18 protein-coding genes are annotated in these 16,904 nt (G+C 63.7%); 12 read left to right on the top strand and 6 right to left on the bottom strand.

What is annotated here, in order from left to right; genetic code table 11:
• Nucleotides 1-39: 39 nt before the first annotated feature.
• Entirely contained in the window at nucleotides 40-1,119 is a 1,080-nt protein-coding gene (locus tag GGD62_RS03580; protein WP_183707083.1) for a dsDNA nuclease domain-containing protein, read from the bottom strand.
• Nucleotides 1,120-1,307: 188 nt separating this feature from the next.
• Between GGD62_RS03580 and GGD62_RS03575 the strand changes: the two genes are divergently transcribed.
• Together GGD62_RS03575 and GGD62_RS03570 are read left to right on the top strand one after the other, a co-directional pair.
• Nucleotides 1,308-1,949 (top strand): hypothetical protein, encoded by a 642-nt coding sequence (locus tag GGD62_RS03575; protein ID WP_183707081.1) that lies wholly within the window; start codon nucleotides 1,308-1,310, stop codon nucleotides 1,947-1,949.
• Between the two features lie 185 nt (nucleotides 1,950-2,134).
• Nucleotides 2,135-2,878: a DUF2786 domain-containing protein gene (locus GGD62_RS03570; RefSeq protein ID WP_183707080.1), complete on the top strand. Its 744-nt coding sequence runs from the start codon at nucleotides 2,135-2,137 to the stop codon at nucleotides 2,876-2,878.
• A gap of 85 nt (nucleotides 2,879-2,963) precedes the next feature.
• Here GGD62_RS03570 and GGD62_RS03565 read toward each other — a convergent pair whose 3' ends face one another.
• Nucleotides 2,964-3,572 carry a hypothetical protein gene (locus GGD62_RS03565; protein WP_179730457.1) on the bottom strand — a complete coding sequence of 203 codons (609 nt, stop codon included), beginning with the start codon at nucleotides 3,570-3,572 and terminating at the stop codon, nucleotides 2,964-2,966.
• A gap of 268 nt (nucleotides 3,573-3,840) precedes the next feature.
• On the opposite strand from GGD62_RS03565, the gene GGD62_RS03560 reads away from it, so the two are divergent.
• From GGD62_RS03560 to GGD62_RS03550, 3 genes are all read left to right on the top strand, one after another.
• Nucleotides 3,841-5,874 carry a VTT domain-containing protein gene (locus GGD62_RS03560; protein ID WP_183707078.1) on the top strand — a complete coding sequence of 678 codons (2,034 nt, stop codon included), beginning with the start codon at nucleotides 3,841-3,843 and terminating at the stop codon, nucleotides 5,872-5,874.
• Nucleotides 5,874-6,566 (top strand): endonuclease/exonuclease/phosphatase family protein, encoded by a 693-nt coding sequence (locus GGD62_RS03555; RefSeq protein ID WP_183707076.1) that lies wholly within the window; start codon nucleotides 5,874-5,876, stop codon nucleotides 6,564-6,566. Before GGD62_RS03560 ends, GGD62_RS03555 begins: the two co-directional genes overlap by 1 nt.
• A gap of 159 nt (nucleotides 6,567-6,725) precedes the next feature.
• Nucleotides 6,726-6,917 carry a hypothetical protein gene (locus GGD62_RS03550; RefSeq protein ID WP_018320485.1) on the top strand — a complete coding sequence of 64 codons (192 nt, stop codon included), beginning with the start codon at nucleotides 6,726-6,728 and terminating at the stop codon, nucleotides 6,915-6,917.
• Between the two features lie 58 nt (nucleotides 6,918-6,975).
• On the opposite strand, the gene GGD62_RS03545 is transcribed toward GGD62_RS03550, so the two are convergent.
• Nucleotides 6,976-7,200 (bottom strand): hypothetical protein, encoded by a 225-nt coding sequence (locus GGD62_RS03545; protein WP_092258134.1) that lies wholly within the window; start codon nucleotides 7,198-7,200, stop codon nucleotides 6,976-6,978.
• Nucleotides 7,201-7,459: 259 nt separating this feature from the next.
• On the opposite strand from GGD62_RS03545, the gene GGD62_RS03540 reads away from it, so the two are divergent.
• A complete protein-coding gene (locus GGD62_RS03540) occupies nucleotides 7,460-7,780 on the top strand; it encodes a DUF1476 domain-containing protein (RefSeq protein ID WP_183707074.1) in 321 nt (106 codons plus the stop codon).
• Nucleotides 7,781-7,797: 17 nt separating this feature from the next.
• On the opposite strand, the gene GGD62_RS03535 is transcribed toward GGD62_RS03540, so the two are convergent.
• A complete protein-coding gene (locus GGD62_RS03535; protein ID WP_018320482.1) occupies nucleotides 7,798-8,376 on the bottom strand; it encodes a TIGR00645 family protein in 579 nt (192 codons plus the stop codon).
• Between the two features lie 156 nt (nucleotides 8,377-8,532).
• Here GGD62_RS03535 and GGD62_RS03530 point away from each other — a divergent pair, with 156 nt between their 5' ends.
• A complete protein-coding gene (locus GGD62_RS03530) occupies nucleotides 8,533-8,823 on the top strand; it encodes a hypothetical protein (protein ID WP_183234279.1) in 291 nt (96 codons plus the stop codon).
• A 17-nt stretch (nucleotides 8,824-8,840) separates the two neighbouring features.
• Here GGD62_RS03530 and GGD62_RS41470 read toward each other — a convergent pair whose 3' ends face one another.
• Nucleotides 8,841-8,969, bottom strand: coding sequence for a hypothetical protein (locus tag GGD62_RS41470; protein WP_283813258.1), 129 nt, complete (start codon nucleotides 8,967-8,969; stop codon nucleotides 8,841-8,843).
• 780 nt (nucleotides 8,970-9,749) lie between these two features.
• On the opposite strand from GGD62_RS41470, the gene GGD62_RS03525 reads away from it, so the two are divergent.
• A complete protein-coding gene (locus tag GGD62_RS03525; RefSeq protein WP_049814989.1) occupies nucleotides 9,750-10,676 on the top strand; it encodes a septal ring lytic transglycosylase RlpA family protein in 927 nt (308 codons plus the stop codon).
• Here GGD62_RS03525 and GGD62_RS03520 read toward each other — a convergent pair.
• Nucleotides 10,673-11,626 carry an alpha/beta fold hydrolase gene (locus tag GGD62_RS03520; RefSeq protein ID WP_092258146.1) on the bottom strand — a complete coding sequence of 318 codons (954 nt, stop codon included), beginning with the start codon at nucleotides 11,624-11,626 and terminating at the stop codon, nucleotides 10,673-10,675. The two genes, GGD62_RS03525 and GGD62_RS03520, sit on opposite strands and share 4 nt — an antisense overlap.
• 153 nt (nucleotides 11,627-11,779) lie before the next feature.
• On the opposite strand from GGD62_RS03520, the gene GGD62_RS03515 reads away from it, so the two are divergent.
• The 4 genes from GGD62_RS03515 (at nucleotide 11,780) to metG (ending at nucleotide 16,904) form a co-directional block, all read left to right on the top strand.
• Entirely contained in the window at nucleotides 11,780-13,042 is a 1,263-nt protein-coding gene (locus GGD62_RS03515) for a D-alanyl-D-alanine carboxypeptidase family protein (RefSeq protein ID WP_183234278.1), read from the top strand.
• 2 nt (nucleotides 13,043-13,044) lie between these two features.
• Nucleotides 13,045-13,731 (top strand): dTMP kinase, encoded by a 687-nt coding sequence (gene tmk / locus GGD62_RS03510; RefSeq protein WP_183707072.1) that lies wholly within the window; start codon nucleotides 13,045-13,047, stop codon nucleotides 13,729-13,731.
• Entirely contained in the window at nucleotides 13,728-14,774 is a 1,047-nt protein-coding gene (locus tag GGD62_RS03505) for a DNA polymerase III subunit delta' (RefSeq protein ID WP_183234276.1), read from the top strand. The genes tmk and GGD62_RS03505 overlap by 4 nt, the downstream gene beginning before the upstream one ends.
• 108 nt (nucleotides 14,775-14,882) lie before the next feature.
• Nucleotides 14,883-16,904 carry a methionine--tRNA ligase gene (gene metG, locus GGD62_RS03500; protein ID WP_183707070.1) on the top strand — a complete coding sequence of 674 codons (2,022 nt, stop codon included), beginning with the start codon at nucleotides 14,883-14,885 and terminating at the stop codon, nucleotides 16,902-16,904.

Raw genomic sequence — 16,904 nt, 5'->3', positions numbered from 1 at the left:
ATGTTTAGCAGCAGTCGTCGCAGTCCGAACACGCGCTGCTCATCCATTCAGCGCCTCATATAGCTCCAAGAGGATCGCAGCTTCGACTATCTCTATCGGGTGAGATAGCATGGACGCGGGGAGGGCCGCCTTGACAAGTTCTGTGGCCGTCAACAAGCTTCCACATTGTTGTGCTGAAGCTTTGACCTTATGCAAGGCATCGCGCACGTCGGCGGCCAAAACGACGGCCTCATGGGCACGTCTTGAGCGATCGCGTAGATAAGAGACCATCGCTGTCTTGGCTTTGATACGAGCAACGGTGCCGCGACCTGCTTCCTTCAGCGCATCATCGACGACGGCCCAGTCATCAAGTATTCCCCTGCGCGCTTCAGCCGCGGTGAAGGCCGCCTCGATTTCATCACGCCCTAAAGACTTGCGCGAGTACACATCGGATACGCAAGTGCATTCCGTCGTGTCATGTGCTCTCGCCGTGACATCTTCAATAAGGGTGCGATAGAGGGCAGTGATTGCCAGGCCGTCCTTTGTGGACGCGGCATCAACCAACTTTCCCTTCAAGAACACGTCGTACCCGGTCACGGGAACGTCGGTCCGCTCAAAGCATAACACATCGTCTTCTGAAGGAGTACGAGGTGACGGAAAATCGGCGTCCAGTGCAGCGGAGAAGCGCTTTTTATCGTCTGCCCCAACGCTCGCGTACGTGATCTTTATGTGGTCCGGCGTTGTCTTCGTGCCGTCAGCAAGCGTGAGCTGAAATGGTGCATTCGTGAGAAATGAGCATGCCCCAACAGCCGAACCAAAGTCTCTTGTGTTGTGATACATTTTGCCAATAATGGTTCTAGGAATGTCATCGCTTAAGGCGCAGAGGCCACTCGCGGTCCAACTGCCTTGCTGCTTGCCTTTGATCTGGAAAAAGTCGATCCGATCCGGGCTGTTGGACTTGTTGAGTAGGACAAGATCGTCGAAGTGATCGAAGAGTGCCCGGTAGTCTGCTCCTGACGCATGTACGTCCAGCACCTTCGAGAGTGACACGTGAAGCTGGAACGCATAACGCGCCCCGGTTCGAGGTCCCGCCTTCTCACGCGGCTTGGCCGCGACGAGCGTTGTTGTTAGTCCAGTCATAAGCCCCCGCAAAGCCTAGCCATTAGACGCGAGCTTCGGGTATCACGCAACTGGCACGAGCCTCTAGCGGGCCCTTCTGCCGTTCCACTTTCGACCTATGATGGGCCGATCGCGGCGGAAGGTCGGCGGGTAGGGGCTTGAGCACTTGGAATTTTGCATCGCAACATTCGGCCCCGAGACAGAACGCTATGCAGGTAAGACGTGACGAAGAAATCGCTGGCGTGCGATTGATGAAAGTGCGGGACCTTTTGAGGTGGGCCGACGATGGCCCGATCCAGCTATCAGCAATCAGCGATCGTCTCCATTGCGATCGGGCTAAGGCGGAGCTGGTCCAAAATGCGCTGCTTGAGGCTGGCTACATCGAGATCGACCCAAATGCGTCAGGCCAGAACTGCTACATTGCGAGTGACCTTGGAAGGCAACTGTGCAACGCAAAGTTTGTTCGGCGCATTACCCGCAGCGAGGCGGATGAGCTGGTGGCTGACTTCCTTGAGCGCGTGCGGCTCGTGAATGGTCGTGACGAGCTGACCCACCGCGTCCGCGAGGTGCGCGTTTTTGGTAGTTACATCGAAGATGCGGCAGACCTCGGAGACGTAGACTTGGCCGTTGACTTCAGGCCGCGTCGCTCGACACACGTTGAAGAGGCGCAAGCGAGGGCGAAGCAGTCCGGGAAGACAATCGGCAATTTTCTTCAACTGATCACCTTTGGGCAGCGAGAGGTCAGACAAATTCTCAAAAACCGCAGCCCGTACCTTTCAATCCACGAGTTTGGAGAGGTCGAAGCGCTCGGTGCGACCTGCCGAGTGTTGTTTCGCACCGACGCAACATAGGTCTCGGATTGCGGGGGAATGCACCGGCTCGACCGTGCTACGGCGACGTGCTACAGTTGGCATGCTAAGGGTCGAACTTTCCCTCAGTAGATCAATGACTTCGATCGTTTAGCAGGCGGTCCCACCCCTTCCGCCAGTCGATCCGAACGGGGTCTCTCGGTCGGGCTTTCCCGAGCAGGTGATCGGTGGACCAGGCGTTAAATCCGGACGGGCTCGGCAAGCTCAAGCTCCGCATTCAGGCGTTGCGCGCCAAGACCATCGCCAATGGCTGTACCGAGGACGAGGCGCTGTCTGCCGCCGCCAAGGTTGCCGAACTGCTGGATCGCCACGATTTGTCGCTCTCCGACGTCGAGCTGCGCGCCTCGCCGTGCGAACGGAGGGTCTTTGAGACCCATCGCAAGAAGCGAATTCCGCTCGACGACTGCATCGGCGCGATCGCTCATTTCTGCGATTGCCGGGTCTGGCGCGAGAAGAATCCGGCCGGCGAGAACATCTATGTGTTCTTCGGTCTCGGCGCCGATGTCGAGGTCGCGCATTACCTGGCCGAGCTGATCGACGGCGCCGTGCGCGCCGAACTTGGGCGCTTCAAGATCTCGGTCGACTACGCCCGGTTCCGGCACCAAGAGCGGCATCTGGCCAATGCTTCGTTCGCGCTCGGGATGGTGGCGTCGATCGCGGACAGGCTGGTGGCAATCAAGGCCAGTCGCGATCAGGTCAACGAAGGCACCGGCCGCGGGCTGGTGGTCCTCAAGACCTCGGTGGTCGATGCAGAATTCGACAAGCTCGACCTCAAGCTCCGGACCCAGCGCAGCACCGGACGGATGGTGTCGATGACGGCCTATGAAGCCGGTGACGCCGCCGGAGCGTCGCTGGCCATTCATTCCGGCCTTGGTAGAGCGCGGTCAGGGGCCACTGCCAAAGGAAGCTGAGCGCATCAGGGCGCGTGAGCTACGCCGTGCCACACGTGCCCTACGCCCGTCTTTTCGAGTGGGCCGCCTTGGCAAACCGAAAACCTCAGCTCTTCGGACCGCCACCCTTCAGCGCGTTCCAGGCGGCCTGGTTCGCTTGATCGAACGCCTTCCGGGACTCGGCGAGCGCCTCGCTCAGGACCGACCAGGATTCGCTGCCGGCCTGCTTCAGCTTCTGCAGACGCGCTTCGGCTTCGGACGCATCGGATTTCATCTGCTTGAGCGCGGCATCGACATCGACGGTGCGGGCTGCGGTCACTTTACCCGCGGCCTCGCGGAATTTGTCCGCCGCTTCGCGCCAGGCCTTGGCTTGGGCCGCTGCGACGTCCTTGAAAGTGGCTTGCTGCTGCTCCAACTGTTTGCCGGCGCCTTCGAAGTAGGTTTTCACCTGGGCCTCGAATCCCGCCCACTGCTTTTCCAAATCGGCCTTGGCGTCCGTCCAGGCGGCTTCACCTGCTTCCGCCTGGGACTTGAGCATTGCCTGAAACGCGTCACGGCGCGTCGTCAGATCGGACAGGAGCTGATCCGTCTTCACCTTGGACTCGGCCTTGGCCTGACCTGCCTTGACCTCGAACGAGGCCAATGCGGCGTCCATCTCGTCGATCCGCTCCTTGGCCCAATTGAGGTAGAAGTGCATGCTGCTCTGCTGTGACATGGCCGTCTCCATCTGCTTGCCGACGTGAGGTTCCCAGAGCTTCGGCCTGCTCGTATTGACCTGTCTCAATGATGTTGCGGTCTCACGAAATTGCGACGGCGCACAGCGCAGACTCAGTGCCTGGCAACCTCGACCTCCTGGATTCGTGGAACCCCTTGAGCATTCAGCGCGTTTAGACGCGAATGCAAATTGCGAGGTCCACCTGCTTCAGAGCTCATCCACCCTGATACCCGGCGACACCGTCTGGCGGCGGTGCAAGGCGCGGCGCGTGGCGGTTCTGAACGATGCGGCCGCTTATTTCGCGGCCCTGCGCGAGGCGCTGCTCGCGGCGCAGGATCTCGTCTACATCGTCGGGTGGGATATCCATAGCGAGACCAGGCTGGTCGGATCGTCGGGGCGGGCGGATGACGGCTTGCCGGAACAGCTCGGCCCATTTCTGCGCGCCCTCGTTCACCGCCGGCCGGACTTGCGGATCAACATTCTGGTCTGGGACTTCGTCTCGTTCTACGCCTCCGAACGGGAATGGAATTCCGCGGCCAAATTCACCGCCGACACGGACGGCCGCGTCCGATTTCATCTGGATTCCACGCTTCCGTTCGGCTCGGCCCAGCACCAGAAGATCGTCTCTATCGACGGTTCACTGGCGTTCGTCGGCGGGCTCGATCTGACGATCAGGCGCTGGGACACGAGCGATCATCGCGTCGATCACGAACTGCGCTGCGACCCCCAGGGCAAGCCATACCCGCCGTTTCATGATGTTCAATGCGTGGTCGACGGGGATGCTGCCGCCTCGCTGTTCGAGCTCGCCGAGGAGCGCTGGCGTGCGGCAGGCCAACAGATGCAGGATCGGCATGCGCAAAAGAGTATGCGCTGGCCGTCGCATGTGCCGGTCGAGGCTGAGCTCATGCCGGTTGGGATCGCCCGGACCGAGGTGGTCTGTCCTGCAGGTTCGACCATCAGGGAGGTCGAACGCTCCTTGATTGCAGCGATCCGGTCCGCGACGAGCTTCATCTACATCGAGAACCAGTTCACCAGCGCGATCAAGATCGCGCATGAGTTGGCGGAGCAGATGCAGCGCGTGCCGTCGCTCCGGGTTCTGGTCGTCGCTCCAAAACTGCATTCCTCGTGGCTGGAATCCCAGGCCATGCAGAACGGCCGTGGCGCGTTCATCGACTGCTTCAGCGAGGCCGGCGTGGCAGATCGCATCCGCTTCGTCTACCCGGTCACACGAGAGGGAGACACGGAAGCGGCCGTGATGGTGCACAGCAAGCTCATGATCGTCGATGACAGGATCTTGAGGATAGGCTCGGCCAATTTGAACAACCGGTCGATGGGCGCCGACAGCGAATGTGATCTGATTTTTGAAGCCGCATCCGACGAACATCGGGAGTCCGTCGCTTCAGTTCGGCGTCGCCTGATAGCCCATTTTTGTGGCCTCGACGAACGGAGCGTCAGGCAAAACGACGATCGTCTTCTTGCTCTTATGGACGAGGTGTCGAAAGCCGATGGCCCGAAGACGCTGCGGGCAGTGGAAGCCTCCGTCCTGACCAGCACTCTGGCCACGATGGTTCAGCCGGTGGCGGACCCTGAGCGGCCCCTTCATCTCGAGCGGGCGGCATCGCGCATGTGGAGCACGAAGACCGTCATCGGGATCGTATCGATCGCCGTGGCGCTTTTTGGCTTGGCAATAGCCTGGTCGTACACTTCCTTGAGCGATTTGGCCGACACGGGCCGCGTCTCGAATTTGCTGTCGACTTACTCCCAATCCGTCTGGGGGCCGCCACTCGCAATCGCGGCTTTTGTCGTCGGCGGGCTGGTGGTGTTTCCGGTGCTCGTGCTCATTGCAGCAACGGCTGCCGCGCTTGGGCCATGGCTGGGTTTCGCCACTGCGATCGCCGGCGTCTTGCTCAGCGCCTTCGTCCTTTTCGTGATCGGGCGGGCCCTTGGACGGCAGCGGCTCCAGCAGTTGCTCGGACGACGCGCCGCGCGGATCCAGGACCGCGTTGTTGGCAAGGGCGTCCTGGCTGTCGTCGTCATCCGGATGATTCCCATCGCACCGTTCTCGGTCGTGAACGTCGTGGCTGGCGCGAGCACGCTTCCTTTGCGCGACTTCCTGCTCGGAACCCTGCTTGGCATGACGCCCGGTATTCTTGCCATGGCCGTGCTGGGGGCTCAGATCGCGGATTTGGCCCGCCATGCATCCTGGACCAGCATGTTGCTGTTGGTGCTGGCGTTCCTGGGCTGGCTCGGCGTCTGCGCAGGCGCGCAATTCCTCGCGACCTGGCTCGCCGGGAGGCGCTGATGGCGCCGGTGCGTTTCATGACGTGGAATGTGCACGGCACGTTCAATCTCAATCCGAAGTTCGATCTGGAGGGGGTCTGCTCCATCCTTCGCAAATGGGCTCCTGATGTCGTCGCGCTTCAGGAGGTGGATTCGCGATCGAGGTCCGACGATCCGTTTGCGAAGCTCGCGAGTGTCGTCGGCGATCACCGGGTTCACGCCAAGTCGATTGTCACCGCGGATGGCGACTACGGTCAGATGCTCCTGAGCCGCTTTCCGTTCTCCGGGGTGCCCGAAATCGTCGACGTGTCGTATCGGGAGCGCGAGCCTCGCAGGGCCATTGCCGCTGGCCTCCTGACGCCGGTCGGTGACATGCGCGTGGTTGCCACGCATCTCGGCCTGAGCATCCACGAGCGGCATGCCCAGGCACAAACCCTGGTGAGCCTGGTGAAACCCGAAAGGACCGTCGTCCTCGGCGATTTCAACGATTGGTTTTGGGTCAAGTCGGTGCGGCGCGTGCTCGCGCAGGCCTGCCCAAACCGTACGCGGCTGCGCACCTTCCCATCGCGCTTGCCCCTGATGCGGCTCGACCGGATTTATGCGACCTCTGATAGCCGGATCGCGAAAGTCTGGACCGACACGGAGGCGAGGGCGTTCTCGGACCACCTGCCCGTCATCGCCGAGGTTGATATCCAGGGGCCTTCGAGAGCCTAGAAAAAGCTTTATTCTACAACAGCATAGCTACTGTGCATGGGGTTGTTTTTCGATATTTGTTGGAGCCCGTTCGGGCGGGGCGGACGGCTCGAGTTCCAATTTGCAGGGCCGCCGGGTCCGCCCATTGGAACCCTTTCGCCGGGTCTGCGTTGTCTCCGCATGACTGAAGACCTTTCCTTCCGACGCAAACCCCTGACCCCCGAGCAGCGCCAGGCGCGCGATGCGGCACGCCGGATCGAGGCCGAAAAGGCCATGCGCGACCATGAAGAGGCGCAGAAGGCGTTTTACGCCAACAAGGAGCGGCTGAAGGCCGAACGGCTGGCGCGCGAGGCGGCGGCGGCGAAGGCCTGATCCAGCGCGGGTCCCGCCCGCAATCTTCTGACGCGATCTGTCCGGGCGATGCCGCCGGCTAGTGCCGTTTCGGCGTCCGCGTCGCGCTCCAAGCCAGCCTCAGCGCCTGGACGGCCCCTGTGAACGCGCCGCGGGGCGATTGCGCCTCGATGGCTTCGGCTGCGATGCGGCAATCGTCGGCGACCTTGAGCAGCCCGCTTTTCGCGAGGTCCATGGTGGAGAGGGCGGCCTGCTCCAGGCAAACCCGCTCAAGCCGTCGAAACTCCCGCAGCTCTTTGTTCATGCGTCAGCTCTCGGTATGCCCCAAGCCATGCGGCGCTGAGTCTGCTTAACGATCAGTAAACGATCTCTGCCTAGCCGAGCCGGCTGGCGCCGGGCTTGTGCGGGCCATGCACGCGCCCGGCGCGGGGGCGCATCGGCAGGCTTGACGGCGTTTGGCTTCCGCCGGAAGCTTCAACTGATCCGAACTGACGTGAAGCACGGGAGACGTTCGCCCCCAGCCAGTCCGACACCTATCAGCGCAAGCGCAAATGGAGCTGACCATGACCACGTTCGACAAGCGCGAGCAGGGCTTTGAGGCCAAGTTCGTCCACGACGAGGAATTCATGTTCAAGGCCACCGCCCGGTCCAACAAGCTGCTCGGGCTTTGGGCCGCAGGCCAGCTCGGGCTGAGCGGCGATGCCGCGGCAAGCTACGCCACCACGCTGGTGACGGACCATCTGGAGAGCCGGGCGATCGCCGATGTCGTAGACGAGGTGTCAGGCGATCTCGCCGCCAAGGGCATCGCGCGTGAGCAGGTCGCGCTGAAGCTTCAGGAGTGCCTGCACCAGGCGCTGGCGCAGCTCGAAGTGGACAAGCAATAAGGTCGACGTTGGTAACCTCACTCGGCCTGCTTGCGCGTGCCGGAGTCACCGAGCCTGTCGACATAGGCAATGCCGATCGCCGAAACGACGAAGGTGAGGTGGATCAGCACCTGCCACATCACGCCGGTCTCGGTGAAGCCGGCGCGGTTCGAGCCGAGATTGCCGGCCTCGATGAAGGTGCGCAGCAGCGCGATCGAGGAGATGCCGATGATGGCCATGGCGAGCTTGATCTTGAGCACGCTCGCATTGACGTGGCCGAGCCATTCCGGCTCGTCGGGATGGCCCTGCAGGTCGAGCCGCGAGACGAACGTCTCGTAGCCGCCGACGATCACCATCACGAGCAGGTTGGAGATCATCACGACGTCGATCAGCGCCAGCACACTCATCATGATCTGCTGCTCGGTGAGGTCGAGGGCGTGCCAGGAGAGGTGCCAGAGCTCTTTCAGGAACAGCGCGATGTAGACGCATTGCGCCACGATCAGTCCGAGATAGAGCGGCAGTTGCAGCCAGCGCGAGCCGAAGATGATCATCGGCAGCAGGCCGAGGCGCGGCGAGGGCGAACGAGGTTCGGATTGGGGTGAAGGCTCAACCGACATTCAGGCTGCATCCTCGCAATCGAAACGATCGCTTTCATCTAGCCCGACAACATGGCCGGCGGAAGACGCGCCGCACGTCCCGCCATCGGCTGATCGCCATTTCGTGCTAGCGTGCCGAACGGCCATCGCGCGACGGTGTGGATCGGGAGGCGGGGAGTGACGAGGAGCGGCTTTCGCAGATGGTCCGGCGGCATCGCGCTCGCCGGCGCGATCATGATTGGCGCGGGCTCCGCGGAGGTCTCGGCGACACCGCTGACGCCGTTTCGCTACGAGGCGCAGGCGCAGCGTCATTGCCCGCACGACAAGGTGGTCTGGCTCGACTTCAGGAAGGGCATCTACTACCGCAAGGGTCAGAAGCGGTACGGCCAGGGGTTCGACGGCAGCTTCGTCTGCCTGAACGAGGCCCGTGACAGCCGCTATCGCCGCTCCCTGCTGGGTCTGCGCTGAGTGGCGCGTGACGCCGGCTATTTATGCGCCGGCAGCCTGACCGGCACGTGCGGGGAGGTGCTGATGACCCGGGGGCTTCCGTCCGGATAGGTGCGGTCGCCGCGGATCAGGGATTCCAGGACCAGGAAGAATTTCTCGGCAAGCATTTGTGTCACCCTCGTTGGTGATGGCCTCTGGAAATGAGTCGAGGCACCGAACGCGGGAATTCAATCAACAGATTGGGAGCGGGACATCGGCGCATACTGCGCCGCGGTGGAGCTGTGCTGGAGGGTAACGAAGCGGGGCTTAGGCGAACGCCAGTGCCACGAGGCTCGAGCAGAGCAGAACCAAGCCGCCGGCGGTCAATGCCAGGAAGCCGTCAGATACCAGGTCATGGTTGCGCATGTGACACCTGCCGCTCTCGTTTTCAATGCTCGGTCGGATCGATCAAAATTGTCCGAACGCGCCGTCTTGAAAGAGGTGATGCTCGCGCGAGTGCCCTTAGGCCCTCGTGCGGTAGCCTTCAAACGCATGGGCCAGGAAGATCCCCGCGCTTACCAGACCCATCAGTGCCGAAACCGTCTCGATCATCGTTAAATTCCAAATCCCGCCCTTGCATCCGAGAGAACGCGTGCGGCCTTGCACAGTCAAAAGAATTCCAGTGAAGGCAGCGACAATGGGGGTGGAGTGAGGATTTGGCGCAACAGAATGTCCAGCCGTGGCACAGGGTTGGCGCCATCGCTCCGTAGAACAACGGAAAAATGCGAACGTCTCGTTTACCATCCCGGCGGGATCGCTGTGGGCTCCCCATTTCCGCCGTGTTCGGGTTGCGTTATCGTTACCGCATCCGACGCGGTGGTGGGCCGCCTCGGATTAAAGGACCGGACAGCGCTCCCCGTAGCCAAAGCGGGGTGGGTACGCCTCCGGCAAAGTGGTATTTGGGGCGCATGGGGATCCGACGGTCAGATTCGGTTTTGCGGGCCGCGCGTGGCGCTGCGGCGGTCGCGGCCTGCGTTGCGCTGGCCAATTGCGCCTCCTCCAACAAATTCGCCAGCCGCGTCGATCCGAAATATGGCGTGTCCTCGAGCCCCCGGGTCGTGGCGTTCGGGGACCCGGTCCCGAAGGGCGGCGGCACCTACCGCGTCGGCAAGCCCTATGTCGTGGCCGGCCGGACCTACGTGCCCGAGGAGGACGTCAACTACCGCGCCGAGGGCATGGCGTCCTGGTACGGCGATGACTTCCACGGCCGCCTGACCGCCAATGGCGAAGTGTTCGACATGACCTCGCTGACCGCGGCGCATCCGACCCTGCCGATGCCGTCCTATGCGCGGGTGACCAATGTCTCGAACGGCAAGTCGCTGATCGTGCGCGTCAATGACCGCGGCCCCTATCACGGCAACCGCCTCATCGATGTCTCGAACAAGGCCGCCGAACTGCTTGAATTCAAAGGCAATGGCGTCGCCAAGGTCCGCGTCGAATATGTCGGCCGGGCGCCGCTCGAAGGCTCCGACGACCGCCAGCTTCTGGCGACCCTGCGCACCGGCGTTCCGGCGCCGTCGCCCTCGATGGTCCGGGTCGCCTCGGCCAAGCCCTTCGTGCCGGAATTGCCGGGATCGAGCCGCGGTGCCATTCGCGGCGACGTGCCGATGCCGGAGGGGCGGCCCTATAATCTCGGCACCACCTCCGCCGACATGGCCTCGCTCAATGCGACCTCGGAAATGTCGGCCTCGAGCCGCGGCCGGGGGCGGGCGGTCCACAACGCGCGCGCCGTGTCCTATGACGCGGACGGCCGCTACGCGGCGGAGAACGCGCCGTCATCGGCCGACGGGGCCGCCGAGGCCCGCAGCATCCTGAGCGGCCGCGGGCTCTATTAGGCTGCGCTTTCCTTCAGGAATTGCACCAGCGCCGCGTTCACCTCGTCGGGCCGTTCCTGCTGCACCCAATGGCCGGCGCCCTCGATGATCAGCTTCTGCTTCAGATTGGGCAGCACGCGCTCGAGCTCGTTGACGCGCTTGGCACCGATCAGGCCGGTGATGACGGCGTCCCTGGAGCCGGCGATGAACAGCGAGGGCTGATGGATCTGCGCGTCCTGCCAGGGCGCCGTCAGCTCCCAATTGCGGTCGATGTTGCGGTACCAGTTCAGCCCGCCGCGAAAGCCGGACTTGCGGAAGCTTTCGGTGAAATAGGCGAGGTCGGCCTCGCCGAGCCAGCCGGGCAGCGGCTCCTCGGTGGTGGCGTGGCTGAGAAAGCCCTTGCCCTCCTGCACGAACATGGCGGCAGTGGGATCGGCAAGGCCGCGTCCGCCGAGCACGATGCGCATGGTGCGGGCGACGTCTCGTTCCAGCTCGGCCTCGGCGACGCCGGGCGCCTGGAAGTACTGCCAGTAGAAATTGGTGACGCCGCCCTGGCGCAAGAGGTCGAGCGGCTTGCCGCGGCCGCGGAACGGCGGCGGCACGCTGAGGCCCGCGACCGCCGTGAAGATGTCGGGCCGGAACAGCGCCGCATGCCAGGCAACCGGTGCGCCCCAATCGTGGCCGACCACCATCGCCTTGGTCTCGCCGAGCGCCTGCACGAGACCGACCATGTCGCCGACCGTGTCGAAAATCGAGTAGGCCGCGACCTCAGGCGGCGCAGCGCTCTGGCCGTAGCCGCGCATGTCGGGGGCGACGACGTGAAACCCGGCCGCGGCCAGCGCGGGGATCTGGTGGCGCCAGGAATAGGACAGCTCCGGCCAGCCATGGCACAGCACGACCAGCGGACCCTGGCCGGCTTCGCGGATGAAGAGATCGATGCCGTTGGCCTTGATCACGCGGGTTGAGGACATCGCTTTTCCGCCTTGTTTCAGGGGTTTGGTCGAGAAACATAAGGCGCCACGATAGGGGCGCGGCGAGAATCGTGCAATCTCAGGGACAGGCGTCGAACCGCGTGTTGTTCGCATCTGTTCCAACTGTTAGAACGCCTCTCTCAGGGCTTCGCCATGGCATTTCGTCTTCCTTTGCTTCGTCGTAACGGGCTCACAGCCGGAACACTGGCGCGCGGGCTGGTCGCCGCGATTCTGGTGGCAAGCATCGGCTGGAGCGGGGCGCTTCTCGCCGCCAACCAGAGCATCCAGGGCGCCAAGAAGCCTGATGATGCCGGATTCGACGGCGATGCCCCGACCGCGATCCTGATCGAGGCCTCCTCAGGCAGCGTGCTGTTCGAGAAGAACGCCGACGAGCTCCGAGCGCCCTCCAGCATGATGAAGCTGATGACGGCGGAGGTCGTCTTCAATGCCATCAAGAAGGGCGACATCAAGCTGACCGACGAGTACCGGATCAGCGAGAACGCCTGGCGCCGGGGCGGCGCGCCCTCGGGCGGCTCGACCATGTTCGCCGCCATCAACAGCAAGGTCTCGGTCGACGATCTCCTGCACGGCGCGATCATCCAGAGCGGCAACGATGCCTGCATCGCGCTCGCCGAGGCCATGGCGGGCAACGAGAAGATTTTCGCGGCGGACTTCATGACCAAGCGCGCCCGCGAGCTCGGCATGACCAAATCGACCTTCGGCAACTCCAACGGTTTGCCCGACCCCGCCAACAAGATGACGGTGCGCGAGCTCGGCATGCTCGCCCGGCACATCATCCTGGACTTCCCCGAATTCTACAAACTGTTCGGCGAGAAGGAGTACACCTGGAACAAGATCCGCCAGCCCAACCGCAATCCGCTGCTCAATTCGATGGAAGGCGCCGACGGCCTGAAGACCGGCTATACCAAGGAAGGCGGCTACGGCATGGTCGGCTCGGCGGTGCAGAACGGCACGCGGCTGATTGTCGTCGTCAACGGACTGGAAGACCCCGAGGATCGCGCGACGGAAGCCAAGAAAATGCTGGAATGGGGTTTCCGCAATTTCGAGACCCGCACGCTGATCGCGGCCGAGCAGCCCGTCGGCTACGCCAAGGTGTTCGGCGGCGAGAGCCGTTCGGTCAAGCTCGTCGCCAAGACTCCGGTGAAGGTGATGGTGCACAAGAACGGCAGCGACAAGCTGATTGCGCGCGTCGTCTATAGCGGTCCGGTGCGGGCGCCGGTCGAGGCCGGCCAACGGGTCGGCGTGGTCAAGGTCTGGCGCAGCGGCAACATCGCGGTGGAGACGCCGGTCTATGCGGCGGAAGCGATCGGCACCGGCTCGACCGTGCGACGCGCGATCGACGGCGCCAGCGAGCTCGTGATCGGCATGTTCCGCGCAGGAGCCGAGAAGCTCTGATCATGAGTGAGAGCGCGCTACAGCGGCCGTCCGGACGCGGACGCTTCGTCACCTTTGAAGGCGGCGAGGGCACGGGCAAGTCGACCCAGATCAAGAAGCTTGCCGACCGCCTCAAGGCGGCAAAGCTCCGCATCCGCGTCACGCGCGAGCCGGGCGGCTCGCCGGGTGCCGAGATCATGCGTCATCTGGTGCTGTCGGGCATGGGCAAGCTGCTCGGCCCCGAGGCGGAAACGCTGCTGTTCGCCGCCGCGCGCGATGACCATGTCCGCACCGTGATCCTGCCTGCGCTCAACCAGGGCACCTGGGTACTGTGCGACCGCTTCGCCGACTCGACGCGGGCCTATCAGGGCAGCCTCGGCCAAGTGCCTGAGGGCCTGATCAACGCGATGCAGCGGGTCACGATCGGCGATCTCAAGCCGGACCTCACCATCATTCTCGATCTGCCGGTCGAGATCGGCCTCCAGCGCGCCGCCGCGCGCCGCGGCAACGGCACGCCCGACCGGTTCGAAGGCGAGAAGCTCGGTTTTCACCAGGGCCTGCGCGAGGCCTATCGCAAGATTGCCGAGGACGATCCCGCACGCTGCGTGCTGATCGACGCCAATTCCGACCCTGACACGGTCGCAGGCCGTGTCTGGACGGCGCTGCGCGATCGTCTCCTTCCCACACCAGCCTCGGTGGTTTCCGTATGAGCCCGCGTCAGACCGAGCGCGAAACCGCCATTCCGCATCCGCGCGAGACATCGAAACTGTTCGGTCATCGCGAAGCCGAGACCGCGCTGCTGACGGCCTATCGCAGCGGCCGCATCCCTCACGCCTGGCTGATCGGCGGTCCGCAGGGCATCGGCAAGGCGACCCTGGCCTATCGCATGGCGCGCTTCGTGCTCGCCCATGGCCAGCCGCTGGCGGAAGCCGTGCAGCGCGCCGAAGACCTCGCGATCGATCCCGATGACGCCGTGGCGCGGCAGGTGGCGGCCGGCTCGCATGGCGGCCTGCTGACGCTGGAGCGTACCGCCAACGATCGCGGCGTGATGCGCACCGTGATCACCGTGGACGAGACGCGCGAGACGATCGGCTTCTTCGGCTCGACTGCCGCGGCCGAAGGCTGGCGCGTCTGCATCGTCGACACCGTCGACGAGCTCAATCCGAATGCAGCCAACGCGCTGCTGAAAATCCTTGAGGAACCGCCGCAGCAATCGCTGTTCCTGCTGGTCAGCCACGCGCCCGCGCGCGTGCTCGCCACCATCCAGTCACGCTGCCGCAAGCTGCGCCTGCGATCGCTCGCCACGGATGATGTGATTGGCGCTGCGGCTTCGGCCGCCGATCTCGATCCGAGCGATCCCGCGCTGCGCGAGGCCGCGGAGGCCTCCGAGGGCAGCGTTGCAAGGGCTCTGACGCTCCTCGGCGGCGATGCGCTCAAGCTGCAGCAGCGCACGGCGGCGCTGCTCGCGCGCCTGCCGCAAGTCGATCCGCGCGAATTGCACACGCTCGGCGATTCGCTTCCCACCAGCGACCGCGTCGCGCTCGCGGCCTTCATCGACGGGATCGATCGCTGGATCGCGGAACGCCTGCATGCGGACGACGCCAATGCCAACCAGAACCTGCCGCGCCTTGCGCGCCTAGCTGAGGTATGGGAAAAGATCGTCCGCGCCGCGCGCGACACCGAAACCTACAATCTGGAGCGAAAGCCCTTGGTTTTCTCGGTGTTTGGCTGGCTGGCGGACGCAACGCGCTAAAGCATGATCCGGAACAGTGCGCAGCGGTTTTCCGAAAGATCATGCGCAAATCAATAATCGAACCCAGGTTCGTCTCCAGATTTCGAGAAGCCGGTAAAGGAATTCGTCGTGGCAACGCGAGCTAAGAAAACTGCTAAAGGCAAGGGCCGCAACAAGGCTGCGAAGAAAGCCGCAAAGAAGGCCGTGAAGGCACGTGCGTCCAAGGCCAACGCCAAGGCGGCCAAGAAAGTCAAGAAGACCAAGAAGGCCACGGCCAAGAAGGGCGCGAAGAAGAGCGCCGTGAAGACGGCAAAGAAGGCGGTCAAGAAGGCTGCGAAGAAGCCGGCCGTCGCCAAGAAGCCAGCTAACAAATCAGCCAAGAAATCCGCCAAGAAGTCCGCCAGGAAGTCCGCCAAGGCTCCCGCGAAGACGGTGGACAAGAAGGCGAGGGTGGTCGCGCCTGTGATCGCAGCGCCGGCCCCCGCCGCCGCCACGCCGCCGAAGGCTGCCAAACCGAAGGCCCCGCGCGCGCCGAAGCCCGCTGCAGCTCCGCAAGCCGCAGCGCCCGCAGCCACACCAAGGGCTGCCGCGCCCGTGGCCGCGCCCGCGCGCGACAATGTCTTCTACATCACGACGGCGATCGCCTATCCCAATGGCAGTCCGCATATCGGCCACGCCTATGAAGCGATCGCGACCGACGTGCTGGCACGCTTTGCGCGGCTCGACGGCAAGGACGTGTTCTTCCTGACCGGCACCGACGAGCACGGCCAGAAGATGGTGCAGACGGCGGCCGGCGAGAACATGGCCGTCTCAGCGCTCGCGGCCCGCAATGCCGGTCGCTTCAAGGAGATGGACGAGCGTCTGAACGTGTCGTTCGACCGCTTCATCCGCACCACCGAGGAGCAGCATCATCGCTCCAGCCAGGAGATCTGGCGGCGCATGGAAGCGAACGGCGATATCTATGCCGACATCTATGCCGGCTGGTATTCCGTGCGGGACGAGGCGTATTACGCCGAGGATGAGACGCGCTTGAACGATGACGGCGTCCGGCTCGGCCCGCAGGGCACGCCGGTCGAATGGGTCGAGGAGAAGAGCTATTTCTTCCGGCTGTCGGCATACCAGGACAAGCTGTTGAAGCTCTATGCGGATCATCCCGATTTCATCGGGCCGGATTCCCGCAAGAACGAGGTGGTGAGCTTCGTCAGAGGCGGCCTGCGTGATCTCTCGATCTCGCGCACCACCTTCGATTGGGGCGTCAAGGTGCCTGGCGACGAAGAGCACGTGATGTATGTCTGGGTCGACGCGCTGACCAACTACATCACCGGCGTCGGCTTCCCCGATGAGAACGACGGAAACTGGCGTTATTGGCCGGCCGACGTGCACATCATCGGCAAGGACATCATCCGATTCCACGCGGTGTATTGGCCGGCGTTCCTGCTGTCGGCCGGGATTCCGCTGCCGAAGCGCGTCTATGCCCACGGCTTCCTGTTCAGCAGGGGCGAGAAGATGTCGAAGTCGGTCGGCAACGTCGTCGATCCCTTCAATCTTGCCGACCAGTACGGCGTCGACCAGGTGCGCTATTTCTTCCTGCGCGAGGTGCCGTTCGGACAGGACGGCAACTACAATCACGAGGCCATCGTGGCGCGCATCAACGCCGATCTCGCCAACGATCTCGGCAACCTCGCGCAGCGTTCGCTGTCGATGATCGCCAAGCAACTCGGCGGCGTGCTGCCCGAGCCCGGCGAATTCAGCGACAACGACAAGGCAATCCTGGCGATGGCCGACGGCATGGTCGCCGCATCGCGCGAGGCCATGGCAACGCAGCAGATCCATCACTGGCTCAACGCCGTCTGGGCCGTGGTCGCGGAGGCCAACCGCTATTTCGCGGGCGAGGCGCCGTGGGCGCTCGCCAAGACCGACCCGGCAAGGCAGAAGACGGTGCTCTACGTCACCGCCGAAGTCGTGCGCCAGATCGCGATCCTGGCGCAGCCCGCGATGCCGACCGCCTCGGGATTGCTGCTCGACAGCCTCGGCATCCCGGACGGGGAGCGCAACTTCGCCATGCTCGGCGGTGCCAAGCGCATCGCGCCCGGCTCGACCCTGCCGGCGCCGACGCCGGCGTTCCCGCGCTACATCGAGCCGGCAGCCTAG

It is taken from the genome of Bradyrhizobium sp. ERR14, from assembly GCF_014198235.1.
In the GTDB taxonomy this organism is placed as follows: Bacteria; Pseudomonadota; Alphaproteobacteria; order Rhizobiales; family Xanthobacteraceae; genus Bradyrhizobium.
Note: the sequence above shows the minus strand (reverse complement) of the source record. Positions and strands in the feature narration are given on the sequence as shown.